Origin of the sequence: Neobacillus vireti (genome assembly GCF_036962345.1) — a bacterium.
In the GTDB taxonomy this organism is placed as follows: domain Bacteria; phylum Bacillota; class Bacilli; order Bacillales; family Cytobacillaceae; genus Neobacillus; species Neobacillus vireti_A.
Genome location: NZ_JBALNB010000004.1, coordinates 121,980 through 140,571 on the forward strand (window position 1 = coordinate 121,980; position 18,592 = coordinate 140,571).

An 18,592-nucleotide genomic window follows, 5' to 3' on the forward strand; every position below is an offset into this window, starting at 1 on the left:
AATGGGGATACTCATTTTAATGAAGTACTAGCTTGTTCCAAACTTTTTTGGATGTGTGAACGCATTTCTTGCTCTGATTTTGTTGAATTTCCTTCCTTAAGGGCTAAATAGATACGTTTGTGGTCAGCGACAAACTCCTCAAAATTTTTGAATCGGTTCTTTAGAATACAGTTTCGAATATATAGGACTTTAGCGTTTATAACTTCAAACAATTGAATAAGTTGTTTATTTTGTGAGGCCAGTGCGATAAGATCATGAAATTGTTGATTTAAATTAGTAAGTTCCTCGGTGTCATTCGATACTAAAGCTTTTTCGGATTCTTGAATAATATGCTCCAACTGATCCAATTGTTCATTTTTAATATTATTAGCCGCGAGTTTTGCTGCAAGAGACTCGAGGCTTTTTCGACATTCAAATACATCTAATATATCTAGAGAACTTGGGTTATAGACAAATAACATACTTTCATTTTGAACAAGCAAGTCATCTTTTATTAACATTCGGAATGCTTCCCTAACAGTTCCTCTGCTCACTCCCAGTTTTTCCGCAACCTTGGTTTCTACTAAACGTTCGCCGGGTTGGTACTCTCCCATCATAATCATTGTTTTAACGATATTGTAAACCTGACTATGAAGTAGTTCGGTTTTTTTTATCACACTCATTCAAATACCCCTCCTGGATATAAATAATTCCAGCTGTTTATGTCCCATCGCTTGTTTCTTTCTTAATTGATTTCCAAGTTTATTTTTATACTATTAGTTTACAGGAATTCAGCTATAAGTCCAAGTTACTAGAGGAAATATAAAAAATACGCTAACTTTGTTTACTGTTAACGGTTGACAGTAAACTTATATGCATGTATTATTCTAATTATCAGAATATAGATACTAATGAGAAATATCCGAACCACTCGATAAATGATGTTGCAAAAATGAAAAATAGAGTTTTTTACAAAGAATGAAAACGTTTTATTCCAAAAAACTAATGAGGTGAGCAGAAATGTTAGAGGATTTAACAAAAACGAATAACCCAAAAAGTGGACCATTAAAAGGACTCAAGGTTTTGGAAATGGGTAGTTTAATTGCAGGTCCCTTTGCAGGACGTCTAATGGCAGACTTCGGTGCTGAGGTAATCAAAGTAGAACCGCCTGTAAAGGGAGATCCCATTCGTAAATGGAGGCTGCTGCATGAAGGAACCTCACTTTGGTGGTATGTTCAATCGCGAAACAAAAAAAGCATTTCTCTAGATTTGAATAAGGCTGAAGCACAAGAAATCATACGGGAACTAGCCAAAGAAGTGGACATTATTATTGAAAACTTTAAACCGGGTACTTTGGAAAAATGGGGACTTGGTTATGAAGATTTAAAGAAAGTTAATCCCAAAATTATTATGGTGCGGGTATCAGGGTACGGCCAGGATGGACCTTACCGAGATAAGCCGGGCTTTGGAAGTATTGGTGAAGCGATGGGGGGAATCCGTTATTTAACTGGTTATCCAGACCGCCCCCCTACAAGGGTGGGTATCAGCCTTGGAGATTCAGTAACAGCTCTTTATGCGGTAATAGGAGCGTTAATGGCAGTTTATCACAGGAATCTTACAGGAGAAGGGCAATATATCGATGTGGCCCTCTATGAAGCGATTTATAGTTTGATGGAAAGCACGGTTCCAGAATATGACCAGTTTGGAGTTATCCGTGAAAGAACGGGTAGCACTTTACCGGGAATTGCCCCGTCTAATACGTATTTGTGTAAAGACAAAAAGTACATTGTTATCGGTGCAAATGGGGATGGCATCTTTAAAAGATTAATGGAAGCGCTTGGGAGAGAGGATTTACGAGATGATCCACGATTTGCCTCGAATGATGGCCGTGTACAGAATGCAGAATTTCTGGACGGAGTGATAGGAGAGTGGACCATTCAAAGGGAGCTGAACGAGGCACTGAGTATTTTGGATGAATGCGGTATTCCGGCAGGGTCGATTTATAGTGTGGAGGATATGTTTAATAATCCACATTTCCTAGCCCGGAATATGATCTGTGATATGGACGTTGACGGGTTAGGGAAATTAAAGGTCCCAGGGATTGTACCGAAGTTCAGTAAGACTCCAGGAAGTATTAACTGGGCGGGCCCTAAATTAGGGGAACATACGGAGGAAGTACTGAAAGGAAAATTAAAAGTTTCGGAAGATAAATATAGTGAATGGAAAGATTCCGGAATCATATCAGATCAAGAGTCTATGAAATTGAAAAGCTAAAAGATACTTCAATTATTATTGGGGGTAGAAAATTATGAGATTACCTAAATATGTCGAAATCATAGAGTCAGGGCCAAGGGATGGGATCCAAAATGAAAAGACATTCATCCCAACAGAAATGAAAATAAAATTAATTAATGCCTTAAGTGAAACAGGTATTAAAAGAATGGAAGCCACCTCATTTGTATCGCCTAAACACGTTCCACAGATGTCAGACGCTCATACTGTATATACAAATATTGATAAACGAAAAGATATACAGTATATGGCTTTAATCCCAAATAAAAAGGGATTCGAACTAGCGAGGAATGCGGGGGTAACCAGTGTTGCTTTAGTTGTAGGGGCAAGTCAAACCTTTAACATGAAAAATGTACGTATGTCTATTGAAGAGTCTCTTAATCAATTGGGATTGGTAGTAGAGGAGGCCAAAAGTTCAAATCTTTTTGTCAGATTCCATGTCTCCACTGCATTTAGCTGCCCATATGAAGGAATGGTAGATGAGATAGAAACGTTAAAGATTGTTAAAAGCTTAGAAAACTTCGGTGTTGATGAAATCGTACTATGCGATACGATAGGACGGGCTCATCCTTTGCAAGTCTATCAACTGTTTAGTAGAACATTGGACCTAACCACAAAAGCAAAAATTACAGCTCATTTTCATGATACCTATGGTTTCTCAAAAGCAAATTCATTAGCCGCATTACAAGCGGGGGTCTCCTCATTTGATACATCAATAGGGGGCTTAGGGGGCTGTCCGTTTGCACCAGGAGCAGCAGGCAATGATTCAACAGAAGATTTTGTCTATATGCTTCATGAAATGGGAATAGAAACAGGAATAGATTTTGATAAACTGATAGATTGTGTGAATCTTGTAAAAGAAATGACAGAGCGAAGACTTACAGGTCATATCCAACAACTAATGACCTCATAATATCTGTACTTTAGATGTTAATGATGGACAGGAAGGTTAAACATTAGGGGAGGAGAGGGACGCTGTTTTAAGGCTTTTTAGCTAAGCTTCTTTCCCCCTAATTTTATTTAAACCTACCTCAAAGTAAAAATAGATTGGAGAGATAGATATGACGACTGCTATGAAAATAAGCGTTTGGTTCGCCCGCTTGCTGAATATGTCGGACCACAAATGCGAGTCTATGTTCCTATAGAGATGAGATAGTCATGTTGTTTATAACGCTGATTAACAAAGAAAAAGTATTTTGGAGCGACGTGAGAGGGGGGATTTACTATAAGCTAATATAAAAGCTTGAGGTAAACCGTTGACAGTAAGCAAAACCACCTTTATATTTTTAATAGACTGAATATTTAAATACCTCGGTAAATGGTGATTTTGAGTGTATATTTCTAATGGATAAAAAAAGATTCAAATAAGGCAGAGCAAGAGATGAGTAAGCACATTAAGTTGAATGAAAAGCTTTCTATAATTTATTTTAGAAAGTAAGCGATGGGAAGAAGATGTAATTACAACGTTAGATGGTCCGGCACGAATTAATTAATTCCATTCCTTCTCCAAATAAATGAAAGCACTTTCAAGTATTCATCTACGAAGATTGATACTTATATGCTTAGAAGCATTATTACAATTTTACTAACCTAGATGAGATCTAGTTTTTGATTCTACTAATGAATGGGTTGGTACTGAATAGAAATTATTTTCGCAGGGGGAATGGGTGTGGCTGTTTTAGGATTTTTAATGATTGGTTTATTTTTATTCTTTGTGATGACTAACCGTTTATCAGTTTTAATTGCTTTTACATTGATTCCAATTATTTTTGGTATTTTCTTAGGGTATGGATTTGGATTAGGAGATATGATGCTTGAAGGTGTAATTAAGGTAGCACCAACAGCATTAATGATTGGTTTTTCTATTCTCTATTTTGGATTAATGATTGATAGGGGTTTATTTGATCCGTTGATTTCCAAATTACTTCACATAGCTAAAGGTGATCCACTAAAAATAGTAGTGGCGACGGCACTAATTACATTATTTGTTGCTCTTGATGGTGATGGTTCAGCTACATTTATGATTACGATTACGGCACTGCTGCCTGTTTATAAACGCCTTGGAATGAGGCCAGTTGTCCTTGCGGGTGTCGTTGCCCTAGGTGCGGGGGTAATGAATATTATTCCGTGGGGAGGTCCTCTTGCAAGGGCGATGGTTACACTTGATGCTGAAACTTCAAATCTTTTTAATCCATTAATTATACCAATGTTAGCTGGGATGGTTTGGGTTGTATTTGTTGCTTATATATTAGGTAAAAAGGAAAGAGCACGATTGGGTGTAATAGATTTGAATAAAGAAGCAAACAAAGAAATAGCTGTAACTTTAGAAATGTCCTCAAGATTACCAACCATGTTCTGGTTTAATCTAATTTTAACTGTCCTATTAATTGGAACATTAATTGCAGACATTATTCCTGCATCCATCTTGTTTATGATTGCATTTGCAATTGCTCTAGTTGTAAATCACCGGAATGTGGAAGAACAACAAAAACAAATTGGTTCACATGCAAAAAGCATGGTTATGGTTGTAACTACAATTTTTGCTGCTGGTATATTTACAGGAATTTTATCTGGTACAGGGATGATTGGTGCTATGGCAACTTCCTTTGTATCAGTTATTCCCGATGAACTTGGATCATTTCTTCCTGTTATTATTGCGATCATAAGCATGCCTTTAAGTTTAGTATTCTCTCCGGATGCTTATTATTATGGGGTACTTCCAATTCTTAGTGAATCAGCTGCAAATTTAGGGGTTAATCCAATGGATATCGGTCTCGCTTCATTACTTGGAAATGGTACAACAGGTTTTTCAGTAAGTCCACTTAATCCTTCTGTATTTGTTTTACTTGGATTATCTGGCGTAAGTTTAGGGGAACACCAGAAACATACATTCTTCTGGGCTTGGGGCAGTACAATTGTGATGACTATTGTTGCAGTTCTTATTGGTGTAGTTCCATTGTAATAATGGAACGCCCATTGGACAGGAGCTTTTAAAAAATGGGAGGGAGCAAATGGATTACATAAGCATTAGAGTCATAGAGCTCTTTCCCTAACTAAAATAATATAAATGGGGGATATATTATGTTGCCATTAGAAGGTATAACAGTTGTATCAATTGAACAGGCCGTGGCAGCTCCTTTTGCAACAAGACAATTAGCTGATTTAGGTGCTAGGGTGATTAAGATAGAAAGGCCAGAGACGGGTGATTTTGCTCGAAATTATGACACTTCAGTAAACGGAATGTCCAGCCATTTTGTTTGGCTTAACCGTTCAAAGGAGTCTTTAACACTAAATTTAAAAGAAGATGAAGCAAAAGCGGTCATTGATAAACTTTTGGAAAAAGCAGATGTATTTATCCAAAATCTAGCTCCTGGTGCGGCGGATCGTTTAGGCTTAGGTGCGTCAGTATTAAAGGAAAAATATCCGGAACTTATTATTTGTGGGATTTCTGGATACGGTTCGTACGGTCCATATATGGATAAAAAAGCATATGATTTGTTGATTCAATGTGAAGCAGGTCTTTTATCCATTACTGGAACAGATGAGACCCCATCAAAAGCAGGCATAGCCATTGCAGATATTGCAGCAGGGATGTATGCGTATACAGGCATTTTAACTGCATTAATTTCTCGCTTTCGAACTGGAAAGGGAAGTGTGATCGAAGTGTCGATGCTTGAGGCACTTGCCGAATGGATGGGTTATCCGATGTATTATGCGCTTTATGGTGGAACAGAACCAAAACGGACCGGCGCAAGTCACGCAACTATCTATCCTTATGGTCCTTTTAAAGCAGGTGACGGAATCTCTGTTTTTCTATCCATTCAAAATGAAAGAGAATGGAAGGATTTTTGTGAGAAGGTTTTAGATAATAAAGAGTTAGTTTTTGATCATCGGTTTAATAATAACTCAAAGCGGTTAGAAAACAGCAAGCAATTAGAAGAAATAATTGTAAGTAACTTCGGTAAAGTAGAGGCAAATACAATAATCATGCGTTTAGAGGAGTCAAAGATTGCCAATGCACGACTAAATACGATTAAAGATTTTATTGATCATTCTCAGTTGAAAGCGAGGGACCGCTGGAGAGAGGTAGAATCCCCTGTTGGTCCATTAATAGCACTGCTTCCGGCTGTAACAATCGATGATATAGAGGCAAGAATGGATCCGATTCCAAAAGTTGGAGAACATACTGAGGCTATTTTGAGAGAGTTCGGTTTTGGGAAGAATGGAATTCATGATAATAAAGAAATAGGTATCCTTTAGAGTTGAAAGGGGATTAGAAATGAGTACACCTCGTTCTTGGATGTTTGTGCCTGGATCTGATGAAAGAAAAATAAACAAAATAGATAGTTTCCATCCAGATGTATTTATTTTTGATTTAGAAGATGCTGTAGCTAATCATGAAAAAGAGAATGCTAGACAACTTGTGGTCGATTCTTTGCAACATCATCCTGAGAAATTAAAGTATATACGTATTAATAGTTATGAATCTCCGTATTTTTTGGATGACTTAAATACAGTCGTAGCACCTGGACTTGCTGGAATTGTATTACCAAAGGCAGAGGCTGCGAATCATATAAAATGGATTGACCGAATGGTTTCAGAGAAAGAAAAGGAAAATGGTATTGAAGCCGGGAAGATAAAAATCGTTCCTTTAATTGAATCTGCACTTGGATTATATCATTCTTACGAAATAGCTAATTCTAGTACAAGGGTTGAGCGTCTTGCTTTTGGGGCAATTGATTATACATTGGATATCCATGCAGAACTTACGAAAGACGGAGAAGAAATACTATATGCACGTTCTCATCTGGTTGCTGTTTCTAGAGCTGCAGGCATAGGAGCACCGATTGACACACCATATGTTGATATAAAAGACTCGGAAGGATTTTTATATGAAACAAGGTACATAAAGAGTCTTGGTTTTCAAGGGAAGTTAGTTATTCATCCGAGCCAAATCAGCCTTGTAAACCAAGTTTTTACACTAAATAGAGAAGATATAGACAAAGCATTAGAAATTGTTGAGGCTTATGAAAATGCATTAGTAAATGACTTAGGTGTTCTACAATTTAAAGGTAAAATGGTAGATCTTCCAGTTGTAGAAAAGGCAAGAAGAATAGTGGAAATGGCAGGTCTACTGAAAAGTAATTCTTAGCTGGTTTTATATGAATATTGAAGTGTATTTTCGTTCCCTCAGACTAAAAGGTTTGGGGGATTTTTGTGCGCTTGACACCGCGTGCCCATAGGGTAGCAGTGCGGATATTAGGGTCAGTCTCCATAGTCAACAATAAGCTCGCTATATTTGGTAGTTGCTGTCATCTTCCTAGATATATACGAAATTCAAATTTTGATGTGATATTTGTAAATATGATATGATTTGCGTCAGGGGTGAGCATATGACAACGAAAGAATTAAGTAAAATTGTTATTGTAGATGATGAAATTTTAATAAGACAAGGCATCAAACATTACCTTAATTGGGAGCAAGAAGGCTTTCATATTGTAGGAGAAGCCTCTAATGGTAAGGAAGCACTTGAAATCATTGAACGAACTCATCCAAACATTGTTTTAACTGATATTGTCATGCCGATTATGGATGGAGAAGAATTGACAAGAATCATTAAATCAAAATATCCAGATATCGAAATCATTATACTAAGCAGTTTTGGGGAATTTGACTACGTTCGTTCTACCTTTCAAAGTGGAGTGGTTGATTATATTTTAAAGCCTAAGCTCGATGCAAATACACTTTTAGAAGTGCTAAATAAAGCAGTGAGTAGAATACCAACTACTGATTCAAATGGGACAAAGCACGAGGAGCGAATGTCTGTAAATCATATAATTGAAAAGTTACTTTCTGGTTTTGAAGCGGAATATGACCGAAAGCTATTAGCGAGAGTCTTTCCCTATGACAGCTTTTATTTATTAGGTGTTGTTTTTAGTGGAAATATTCCTAGAGGAGATCACAACACTAAAGTACAAGATCATATCACGCAGCAGTACCAATCTTATATCGCTCAAGCAACCTATCATGCCATTACCTCTGATAAAAATGAAACCGTGCTCATTCTAAATGTAAACAAAGACAAGTCCCAGGAGGTCATTGATTTCGCAAAAAGAGTTGCGGAAACCCATACAGGTACGGGCTTTGTTCTGAGTGAACCATTCTTTGAACTATCACAAATCGGAACTATCTATAATGAAAAGGTAGCAAAATTACTGCAATATAGATTTTACTTTCCAAACATCCCTCTTTTAAGAGAACAGGATTTACACGGAGAAATACCAACCATTGAAGCATTTAACTATGAGTGGTTCACAAAAGAATGTAAGCATGGCCGTTTTCAGGAAGCTTTCAGTTATTTACAGGAATATGTATCTGTATTTTCAAAATGTTACACTACGGATGTATTCGAATTTAAATCATTTTTTGAAAATATCATCTTTACCATTACTGTCATTCTTAATAACTTGGAATATGATGTAGCTGAAATTGTGAGTTCCAAGTATGAGTATTTTAGAGCAATTAACGAGGCTGATTCATCTAACGAGACCATAGAACAGCTAAATAAATTCATTGACCAGGTGAACAAACACGTACATTCCGAGAGAAACCAATCTAGTAATTTGAATATGAAGAAAATCCTGCAATATATTGAGGACCACTATGCGGATCAACTGAGCCTTGTAGATGTGGCAGAACATTTTCATTTTAATCCTTCCTATTTATCTAACTATTTTTCTACACATAATAAAGAAGGATTCATTGAGTATTTAAATAAGGTTCGAATACAAAAAGCTTCTCAGCTCCTGCTTAAGGGTTCTGCACCCATTTCAGAAATTAGCGGCATGGTAGGTTATTCAGATCACAGCTATTTCTGTAAAGTATTTAAAAAAATAAATGGAATGTCGCCAAGTAAATTTAGAAGAAAACACACTTAAAATTAAAGATGGGATGTATATGAGAATAAAAACCGAACAATTTAGACGCAACAGCCTATTTAGTAAGATGTTTCTTATCACCGTAATAATTATTATTACAATATCGATACTAATAACCTGGACCACATTCCGTATGTCAGAGAAGTTTTTTATTGATCGGTTTACTTTTAACAATAGCAAGGTTATGGAGCAGATAAAGGAGGGTTTAGGTACGTTTCAATACTCGATTGTTATCGCTTCAAATAACCTTATGAATAACGGAACGATTAAGAGTTTTCTAACGGGTACGCACTCAAACCGAATGTTGGGCAACTATTATTATAATGTAAAAAAACAAATGGACACGATCAAAACAAGTGTAGAAGCCTATGATGTTGAGATTTTGGTTTATGGTTTGAATGGGGTTAGTTTTGCAGTACCAGAAAGGCCTTCATGGGCAAAATCTGATAAAGTGCTGCAGAATCACTTCATTACCACAAACACACTCAAGCACCCTAAAAAATTGTTATTTCATCTAGAACAACCAAAAGATCAAACACAGGGTGATAGGGCGATTGTTGCTTCAAAGGCATTTATGGAGCCAACTTCAAAATACATTTATGGAACGATGTACTTTACAATTCAAGAAAAGGATTTTAGAAAGTTTTATAACAGCTATACAAGCCTAGGTAATGATGTGTTGGTGATGGATCAGTCTGGTACTATTTTATCGAGTAATCGGACTGATTTGATTGGAAATAAAGAAGCAGTGCTCTTGAATTATGCAGCCCAGCTAGAGGAACAACAAAAAAATTATATGGATGCAGATTTTCAAGGTACGGACCATATTATCATGATTGAGTATTTACCTACCTTTGATTTGTATTTGGTAAATTTAATTGATAAGAAAGCTGCTTTTGAAAATATTATTGATAAAAAGTCAATTGTACTCATCTGTATACTATTCATTTTTTTAGCCATTATCATTGTATTTTTTGCTTCTAGAAAGGTAACAAACTCGTTGTCAAATCTAGTAAAGCAAATTGAAAATACCCCAAAGAATGAATTTGATCGTTATATACCTGTGATAGGTACGTACGAAACGAGACAAATTGGTCAAGCCTTCAACTCTATGCTTGATGAGCTTCATGAGTATGTTGATAAGCTTGTACTTATCCAAAAGCAAAAGCGAAATGCAGAATTAGCTGCATTGCAGCAGCAAATCAATCCACATTTTTTATATAATACGTTAACTTCAATCAAATTTATGGTACAGCAAGGTGGTAAAGAAGAAGCAGCTGAAATGGTTAATGCGTTGATCTCCCTATTACAAAATACAATAGGTAATATTAGTGAGACGATTACTGTAAAGCAAGAAATTGACAATGTAAAAAGCTATGCCTTAATTAATCAGAAACGCTATGGTGAACGTATAAAAGTAAATTATTTCGTAGAGCCCGAGTGTAACGAGATTCAAATTCCTAAATTAATTTTGCAGCCTTTTATTGAGAATTCCTTCTTTCATGGTTTCAATAAAAAGAGTGGGGGAACGATTAATGTCCTCGTATGGAAGGAAAGGGAAACCCTTGTATGTGAGGTAATGGATAATGGCGATGGTATGGAAGTATCTCCAGACAATAAACTTCCGAAAACGAAGCGCAAAAGGGAGAAGTTTAGCGGTATAGGTGTCCGAAATGTCGATGAGCGCATTCGGTTGATTTATGGTGATGGTTATGGTGTTTCAATTTCAAGTAAAATAGGTGAAGGGACAAAGGTTCGTATTTCCATTCCGATGGAGAAGAACTAAAAATAGTCATAGAAACAAAAAATAGTCCAAGCAAGCAATTGGAAGCGTATGCAATCTACAAAAATATCACAAGTTTACAAAAATATCGTCCTAACTTGCGCTCTCTAAGTGATGATAACATAGTAATTGTAAGGGGATAACGCTTACAAGGTGAAATATTCAATCTTAGGGGGAATATAGATGAAGAAACTATTAGCTTTGCTGATGGTAAGTATGCTTTTGTTGGCTGCCTGTTCTTCTGGGGCTTCAAATGGTACTGAATCAGAGAAAGGCTCAAAGGATGCAAATGAAATTACCGTTTGGGCATGGGATCCAAAATTTAATATTAAAGCATTAGAATTAGCGAAAGAAGCTTACGGATCTGAGAATCCGGACCTTAAAGTGAATATTATTGAAAATGCTCAAGATGACATTGTTCAAAAGCTAAATACGTCTTTAAGTTCTGGAACTACTAAAGGGTTGCCAAATATTGTGCTAATTGAAGATTATCGTGCAAAAAGTTTCCTTCAAGCATATCCAGATATGTTCCATCCGTTAACAGGATCTTTTGAAACGAAAGATTTTGTTCAATACAAGGTGGAAGCAACAAGTGTAGATGGTGAAACCTACGGACTGCCATTTGATACTGGAGTAACTGGATTATATGTTCGAACAGATTATTTAACAAAAGCAGGGTATACAGTTGAGGATTTACAAAACATTGATTGGAAAGAATATATTGAAATTGGAAAGAAAGTAAAAGAAGTAACGGGTAAAAGATTGCTTACCACCGACCCGAATGAATTAGCGATTATTCGGACAATGATTCAGTCAGCAGGTAAGTGGTATATGAAGGAAGACGGTACTACGCCTGATTTAGATAATAATGAAGCACTTAAACTATCTTTTGAACTTTATAAGGAACTTGTGGATAATGACTTAATGAATTTCCATTCAGACTGGAATGAGTACTTAGCTACATTTAATGGCGGCGAAGTTGCAACAGTAACAACTGGTAACTGGATGACACCTTCAATCAAAGCGGAAGCTTCACAATCAGGAAAATGGGCAGTTGCGCCGCATCCTAGTCTTCCAGGTATGAAATCTGTAAATGCTTCTAACTTGGGTGGTGCGTCTTGGTATGTTTTAGATGTACCAGGTAAAGAGAATGCAGTTGATTTCCTTACAAAGACTTTTGGTTCGAATGTAGATTTATATCAAAAACTAGTTTCTGATGTCGGTGCTATCGGTACTTATATCCCAGCTTCAGAAGGAGAAGCATATAAGACAGAAGATGAGTATTTCGGTGGTCAGACTATTATTTCAGATTTTTCAAAGTGGGCTGAAGAAATTCCACAAGTAAACTATGGTATGCACACATATGCGATCGAGGATATATTAATTGTTGCTATGCAGAATTATCTGGCTGGTCAAGACCTTGATAAAGTATTAAAGGAAGCACAACAACAAGCGGAAACGCAAATTAAATAATAGCCTTGAATTTAATCTCTTATCTATTTTTACGAAATAGGATAAATACAAGATTAAGCCTCGGAACTCGCCGGCTTCTCTACGGTACAACAGAGCTGTAACAAGTGTTGGGTGAGCCGTTCCGGGGCTATTTTTTATAGATGATAGCAGGGAGTTGAAAAAATTGATAACGACAACTACGAAGCAGAACCTACAGCAGGAACCAAGAAAGTATACGAACAAACTTCGTTTTAAAAATGGACTGATTGGCTGGTCTTTTATTTCAATCGCAACAGTGATGATTTGTTTATTTTATTTTTATCCAATGGCTCAAGCACTTATTCTCTCTTTTCAATCAGGTGCGGGTCTAAATCTACAATTTGTAGGTTTCGATAATTACGTTCGGTTATTTACAGATCCGACATTTATAGCCGCAGTGAAAAACACTGTAATCTATCTCCTTATTCAAGTTCCTATCATGATCGTTCTGGCGCTGTTTATATCAGTTTTATTAAATGATAAGAAATTGAAACTAAAAGGATTCTTCCGTACGGCCATATTTTTACCATGTATTACATCACTTGTAGCGTATTCTGTAGTATTCAAATACTTATTTGGAACAGACGGCGTAATTAACCAAATGCTTATAAATATTTCTCTTATATCAGAGCCGATTCAATGGCTGACAGATCCCTTTTGGGCAAAAATAACCATTATTATTGCAATAACATGGCGTTGGACAGGCTACAATATGATTTTCTATCTATCTGCTCTTCAAAATGTGGATAACTCAATATATGAAGCGGCAAAAATTGATGGTGCAAATGCATTTCAACAATTCTTTAAAATTACAATTCCAATGCTAAAGCCAATTATCCTATTTACATCTATTACATCAACTATTGGTACACTACAATTGTTTGATGAGGTTATGAATATTACAAAGGGTGGACCAGGGAATGCAACAATAACAATTTCTCAGTATATTTATAATCTATCATTCAAATATACTCCTGATTTTGGCTACGCGGCGACTGTTTCATATGCAATTGTTATCATGATCGTCATCTTTTCAATCATTCAGTTCAAAGTAGCAGGTGATAAAAATGCATAATATTAAAAGAATTTTCATTTATATTACTTTATCAATCTTAACGATTATCTCTATCTTTCCATTTATCTGGATGATTGTTAGTGCAACCAATAAATCTGTCGACGTTACAAATGGAAGATTATTACCTGGAACTCATTTATTAGAGAACTTCCAGAATCTTTTGAGTACGGTAGATCTTGTTCCAGCTTTAATAAACTCAGTAATTATATCCATTACGACTACCATTTTATCTCTAATCATTGCATCTCTTGCTGGTTTCGGTTTTGAAATATATAGAAGTAAGTCAAAGGATATCATTTTTAATATATTGCTTTTATCAATGATGATTCCTTTTGCAGCACTAATGGTACCGTTATTCCGAATGTTTGGGACAATCTCGCAATTTGCACCTGGAATTGGGATTGATACATTAACATCTGCTATGTTACCAAGCATTACAACAGCTTTTTTGATCTTTTTCTTTAGACAAAATACAAAGATGTTTCCAAAAGAGCTGCTTGAAGCTGGAAGGATTGATGGATTAACAGAGCTTGGTGTTTTCTTCAGAATTTATGTACCTACGATGAAAACAACATATGCAGCAGCAGCGATTATTACATTCATGGCAAGTTGGAATAATTATTTATGGCCGCTCGTTGTGCTGCAGTCTCCTGAAAACCACACCATTCCATTGCTCATATCGAATCTTGGTTCAAGTGCTGCACCAGACTTCGGAATTATTATGACATCTATTGTGATTGCAACTTTACCGACGGCACTGCTCTTCTTCTTGCTCCAAAGACATTTCGTTGCAGGGATGATGGGATCGGTAAAATAAATAAAAAACGTTTGATAGATGAATAGAAAGGAAGAGTAGGAATGACAAATACACAAATCAAAGAAAATACACAAGCCCAAACGCCATCAATCGATTGGCTTACTGATTTAAATGTGTTTGCCGTTAACAGGGTTCCGGCCCATTCTGATCATGTGTACTACGCAACAATGGAGGAAGCGAAAGAAGCTTCTGCAATGAAAATGCGTCATGATTTAAATGGAAATTGGAAATTTCATTATTCCATTAATCCTGATTCAAGACCTGAGCGTTTTTATGAGCGTGACTTCGAATGCTCGGCTTGGGGGAATATCAAAGTTCCAGGGCATATCCAGTTACAAGGATATGGAACGCCGCAATATGTGAATACCATCTATCCATGGGATGGGCATAGAGATGTAAGCCCGCCGGAAATCCCAAAGGATTTTAACCCAGTTGGCAGCTATGTGAAGTATTTTGAAGTGCCTGAAACTATGGAAAACAAGCCTGTTTATATTTCGTTTCAAGGTGTAGAGTCCGCTTTCTTTATTTGGTTAAATGGAGAATTCGTTGGTTACAGCGAAGACAGCTTTACCCCTGCTGAATTTGATTTAACTCCTTTTTTATCAACAGGAGAGAATAAACTTGCGGTTGAGGTATTCCAGCGAAGTACTGGCAGCTGGCTTGAAGACCAAGACTTTTGGAGATTTTCGGGTATTTTTAGGGACGTATATCTCTATACCGTACCTGAAATTCATGCACAAGATATCCACATTCATACCGATCTTGACTCTTCCTATAAGAACGGGGAGCTTAAAGTAGATCTAACGTTTCTGTCAAACGTTCCCGCAGGATCCAAAATAATAGCAGAGCTTTGTGATGAAAAAGGAAATATTGCAGCGAAAAAAAGCAGCGAACTTACTGGTGAAAAAAGTTCAGTCTCGATGGAAGTGGAGGCTCCTAAACTTTGGAGTGCAGAAAACCCTTATTTGTACAAACTGTATATCCAAATCTATAACGCTTCAGGAGTACTTGTCGAAGTCATTCCCCAAAAGGTTGGGTTTCGAAAGTTTGAGCTTGTTGATAAAATCATGCTGCTTAACGGTAAAAGAATTGTCTTCAAAGGTGTAAACCGTCATGAATTCAACTGCCGTAGTGGCCGTGCGATTACAAAAGAAGACATGCTTTGGGATATTAAAACATTGAAACAAAACAATATCAATGCAGTGCGTACTTCTCATTATCCAAATCAAAGTTATTGGTACGAGTTATGTGATGAATACGGAATCTATGTGATTGATGAGATGAATTTGGAAACACATGGTACATGGCAATGGATGGGCGTGGTTGAGCCTTCACGGAATATTCCCGGCAACAAACCAGAATGGCAGAACATTGTCTTAGACCGGGCCGTTTCCATGGTCCAAAGAGATAAGAACCATCCATCAGTCTTGATCTGGTCATGTGGTAATGAGTCATATGCTGGTGAGGTAATCCTAAATGTTTCCCGTTACTTCAAATCTGTTGACCCAAGCCGTCTTGTGCATTATGAGGGTGTATTCCATAATCGTGACTATAACGAAACTAGTGATATGGAAAGCAGGATGTATGCGAAGCCGGCAGATATTGAGGGATATTTGAATAATAACCCGGAAAAACCTTATATTAGCTGTGAGTATATGCATGCGATGGGGAATTCTCTTGGAGGCATGGACAAATATACGGCACTTGAAAATAAATATCCGATGTATCAAGGTGGATTTATTTGGGATTATATTGATCAATCGCTCGTAAAGAAGGATCGCTATGGTCAAGAGTTTTTTGCATACGGAGGAGATTTTGGGGACCGTCCTTCAGACTATGGATTCTGTACAAATGGGATTGTCTATTCCAATCGAGAACTATCACCAAAAATGCAGGAAGTAAAATATTTATACCAGAATATAAAGCTGAATGTGGATAAATCCGGTGTTGACATTCGTAATGAAAGTTTATTTGAAGATACATCTGCCTATTATTTGGAATACATTCTATTCCTAGAGGGGAAAGAATTGTATCGGAATCAGGACCAGGTGGTGATCCTGCCGCAAAGTGAAGGTCGCGTTGAATTTAATTGGCCGGCAGAATTACTAAATAAAGCTGGTGAATATGTCATCATCACATCATTGAATCTAAAAGAGGAACAGCTTTGGGCGGATGCTGGTTATGAACTTGCCTTTGGCCAATATGTGTTTGAGGATATCCAAAAAAATGCTCAGGTTCCTAGTGGAGATCTAAGGGTAGCATATGGAACTCAAAACATTGGTGTGCATGGAACTGATTTTTCCATTATGTTTTGTAGAAAAGCCAAAAGTCTGATTTCGATGAAATATGGCGGCAGAGAGATGATTGAAGCACCATTGCTTCCACTATTTTGGAGGGCAACGACCGATAATGACAGAGGATTTTCTCAAGGCTTTACCTCAGGATGCTGGTATGCAGCCAGTCTTGCACGGCAATCTACAGGGTTAGATGTAAAAGAACTAAAAGACAAAGTAGAGGTTACGTTTACCTATAAGTTTTCGATTCATTCAGAAATCGAAGTCAAAAATACTTTTACAGTATTAGCAGATGGAAGTGTGCATGTTAAATCACTCTATCATGGTGCTGATAACCTTCCGCAAATGCCGATTTTTGCACTTTCATTCAAGGTTTCAGCCGATTACGACCAATTAGAATGGTACGCAATGGGACCTGAAGAGAATTATTCAGATCGCGCAGCCGGGGCAAGACTTGGCGTGTTTACCAATAGGGTTGCAGATAATCTATCGGGATACGTAAGACCCCAAGAGTCTGGCAATCGTACTGGAGTACGCTGGGTAAACCTCACAAACAGTGACGGACATGGTATTAAAATATCTTCTACATCTCGTCCAGTTGAATGTAATTTTTCACCATATACTGCATTTGAATTAGAGAATGCAGCACATCCTTACGAACTGCCTAACGTCCACTATACAGTTGTTACGGTAGCGGGCAGACAAATGGGCGTCGGCGGTGATGATAGCTGGGGAGCGCCAGTTTACCCAGAACATCTAGTGAAGGCAAATGAAGACATGGAATTTGAATTCATGATTCGACCAATTAAATAATATTGATAGTAAAGAGCCTGAATGAACCTCAGGCTCTTTACTTGTGTCTATAGAAGCTAAATCAAGTATATTTTTTTATATCAAAATATTATAGATAGAATATTAAAAAACAGAATAATATGCTCACTTTTTCATGGACATTTTAAATTAGTTGAATTTCTTATTTGTCTATAAAATGCTTATTATTATTGAGGTGGTAATATTTATTAAATAAAATGCATTTTTATGCCAAAAATTTGTACTTCTATATTGCCTAATATAATGATATATTAATAGAGTATTACTTATATTGAAAATTATCTAAAAACAAGGGGTGCCTTAAATGAAGAAATTAAGTTTATTTAGTTTGTTTTTAATTCTTACACTCTTTATCGCTGCTTGCGGAAGTAAGGAAACAGCAGGGGAGAATGCAGATAGTGGAAAAGTATATAAAGTCGGAGTAGATACCACTTACCCTCCGTTTGAATTTAAAGAAGGAGACGAGTATAAGGGTATCGATATCGAATTAATTAATGCGATTGCGAAAAACGAAGGGTTTAAAATTGAACTTTCTCCAATGGACTTCGGGGGGATCATTCCAGCTATGCAAGCGGGCCAGCTTGATGTGGCTATTGCAGGAATGAGTATTACCGAGGATAGAAAAAAGATTGTAGATTTCTCATCACCGTATTTTGACGCCGGATTAATTGTTGTTGTTAAAGAGGATAATTCAACGATTAAATCAGTTGATGACCTTAAAGGGAAAAAAGTTGCGGTTAAAAAAGGTACGTCGGGTGCGAAATATGCAGTAGATAATTCTTCAAAACTAGGAATCGAAGTTGTACAATTTAACGATAGTCCTGCGATGTTCCAAGAAGTAGCTAATGGAAATGCAGATGCTCTAATTGAAGATTACCCTGTTATCTCTTATGCTATTGCCCAGAAGGATCTTGGATTAAAACTTGTGGGAGATCGTTTAAACGGAGATCAGTACGGAATTGCTGTACTGAAAGGTGAAAATCAGGATTTGTTGGAGAAAATTAACAATGGGCTTGCTGAGCTTAAAAAAGATGGAACGTATGATAAAATATTAAAAACTTATCTTGGAGAATAAAATACCATTTTAAGGCG

The 18,592-nt window shown here is 36.8% G+C and carries 13 protein-coding genes; 12 read left to right on the plus strand and 1 reads right to left on the minus strand.

Going from position 1 to position 18,592, the window contains the following annotated elements:
- Nucleotides 1-11 precede the first annotated feature (11 nt).
- Complete coding sequence (locus V7108_RS03045) at nt 12-662, minus strand: GntR family transcriptional regulator (protein WP_335512313.1); 651 nt, start codon at nt 660-662, stop codon at nt 12-14.
- 337 nt (nt 663-999) lie between these two features.
- Between V7108_RS03045 and V7108_RS03050 the strand changes: the two genes are divergently transcribed.
- From V7108_RS03050 to V7108_RS03105, 12 genes are all read left to right on the plus strand, one after another.
- Nucleotides 1,000-2,253, plus strand: coding sequence for a CaiB/BaiF CoA transferase family protein (locus V7108_RS03050; protein WP_335512312.1), 1,254 nt, complete (start codon nt 1,000-1,002; stop codon nt 2,251-2,253).
- A gap of 34 nt (nt 2,254-2,287) precedes the next feature.
- Nucleotides 2,288-3,184 (plus strand): hydroxymethylglutaryl-CoA lyase, encoded by an 897-nt coding sequence (locus V7108_RS03055; protein ID WP_335512311.1) that lies wholly within the window; start codon nt 2,288-2,290, stop codon nt 3,182-3,184.
- Nucleotides 3,185-3,934: 750 nt separating this feature from the next.
- Entirely contained in the window at nt 3,935-5,233 is a 1,299-nt protein-coding gene (locus V7108_RS03060; protein WP_335567340.1) for a CitMHS family transporter, read from the plus strand.
- A 119-nt stretch (nt 5,234-5,352) separates the two neighbouring features.
- Nucleotides 5,353-6,531, plus strand: a complete 1,179-nt coding sequence (locus tag V7108_RS03065) for a CaiB/BaiF CoA transferase family protein (protein ID WP_335512309.1) — start codon at nt 5,353-5,355, stop codon at nt 6,529-6,531.
- Nucleotides 6,532-6,550: 19 nt separating this feature from the next.
- The gene (locus V7108_RS03070; protein ID WP_335512308.1) at nt 6,551-7,423 is read left to right on the plus strand and encodes an HpcH/HpaI aldolase/citrate lyase family protein; all 873 of its coding nucleotides are present in this window, start codon (nt 6,551-6,553) and stop codon (nt 7,421-7,423) included.
- Nucleotides 7,424-7,664: 241 nt separating this feature from the next.
- Nucleotides 7,665-9,209, plus strand: coding sequence for a response regulator transcription factor (locus V7108_RS03075; RefSeq protein WP_335512307.1), 1,545 nt, complete (start codon nt 7,665-7,667; stop codon nt 9,207-9,209).
- Between the two features lie 19 nt (nt 9,210-9,228).
- The gene (locus tag V7108_RS03080) at nt 9,229-10,995 is read left to right on the plus strand and encodes a cache domain-containing sensor histidine kinase (protein ID WP_335567341.1); all 1,767 of its coding nucleotides are present in this window, start codon (nt 9,229-9,231) and stop codon (nt 10,993-10,995) included.
- A gap of 180 nt (nt 10,996-11,175) precedes the next feature.
- The gene (locus V7108_RS03085) at nt 11,176-12,465 is read left to right on the plus strand and encodes an ABC transporter substrate-binding protein (RefSeq protein WP_335512305.1); all 1,290 of its coding nucleotides are present in this window, start codon (nt 11,176-11,178) and stop codon (nt 12,463-12,465) included.
- A 241-nt stretch (nt 12,466-12,706) separates the two neighbouring features.
- Complete coding sequence (locus V7108_RS03090) at nt 12,707-13,558, plus strand: carbohydrate ABC transporter permease (RefSeq protein WP_335512328.1); 852 nt, start codon at nt 12,707-12,709, stop codon at nt 13,556-13,558.
- Entirely contained in the window at nt 13,551-14,375 is an 825-nt protein-coding gene (locus V7108_RS03095) for a carbohydrate ABC transporter permease (protein WP_335512304.1), read from the plus strand. The genes V7108_RS03090 and V7108_RS03095 overlap by 8 nt, the downstream gene beginning before the upstream one ends.
- A 41-nt stretch (nt 14,376-14,416) precedes the next feature.
- Entirely contained in the window at nt 14,417-17,482 is a 3,066-nt protein-coding gene (locus V7108_RS03100; protein WP_335512303.1) for a glycoside hydrolase family 2 TIM barrel-domain containing protein, read from the plus strand.
- Nucleotides 17,483-17,804: 322 nt separating this feature from the next.
- Nucleotides 17,805-18,575, plus strand: coding sequence for a transporter substrate-binding domain-containing protein (locus V7108_RS03105; RefSeq protein ID WP_335518307.1), 771 nt, complete (start codon nt 17,805-17,807; stop codon nt 18,573-18,575).
- Nucleotides 18,576-18,592 lie beyond the last annotated feature (17 nt).

Excerpts from the sequence above, each read along its gene's own strand:
- V7108_RS03045 (WP_335512313.1), bottom strand. The coding sequence starts at position 662 with ATGAGTGTGATAAAAAAAACCGAACTACTTCATAGTCAGGTTTACAAT.
- V7108_RS03050 (WP_335512312.1), top strand. The coding sequence starts at position 1,000 with ATGTTAGAGGATTTAACAAAAACGAATAACCCAAAAAGTGGACCATTA.
- V7108_RS03055 (WP_335512311.1), top strand. The coding sequence starts at position 2,288 with ATGAGATTACCTAAATATGTCGAAATCATAGAGTCAGGGCCAAGGGAT.
- V7108_RS03060 (WP_335567340.1), top strand. The coding sequence starts at position 3,935 with ATGGGTGTGGCTGTTTTAGGATTTTTAATGATTGGTTTATTTTTATTC.
- V7108_RS03065 (WP_335512309.1), top strand. The coding sequence starts at position 5,353 with ATGTTGCCATTAGAAGGTATAACAGTTGTATCAATTGAACAGGCCGTG.
- V7108_RS03070 (WP_335512308.1), top strand. The coding sequence starts at position 6,551 with ATGAGTACACCTCGTTCTTGGATGTTTGTGCCTGGATCTGATGAAAGA.
- V7108_RS03075 (WP_335512307.1), top strand. The coding sequence starts at position 7,665 with ATGACAACGAAAGAATTAAGTAAAATTGTTATTGTAGATGATGAAATT.
- V7108_RS03080 (WP_335567341.1), top strand. The coding sequence starts at position 9,229 with ATGAGAATAAAAACCGAACAATTTAGACGCAACAGCCTATTTAGTAAG.
- V7108_RS03085 (WP_335512305.1), top strand. The coding sequence starts at position 11,176 with ATGAAGAAACTATTAGCTTTGCTGATGGTAAGTATGCTTTTGTTGGCT.
- V7108_RS03095 (WP_335512304.1), top strand. The coding sequence starts at position 13,551 with ATGCATAATATTAAAAGAATTTTCATTTATATTACTTTATCAATCTTA.
- V7108_RS03100 (WP_335512303.1), top strand. The coding sequence starts at position 14,417 with ATGACAAATACACAAATCAAAGAAAATACACAAGCCCAAACGCCATCA.
- V7108_RS03105 (WP_335518307.1), top strand. The coding sequence starts at position 17,805 with ATGAAGAAATTAAGTTTATTTAGTTTGTTTTTAATTCTTACACTCTTT.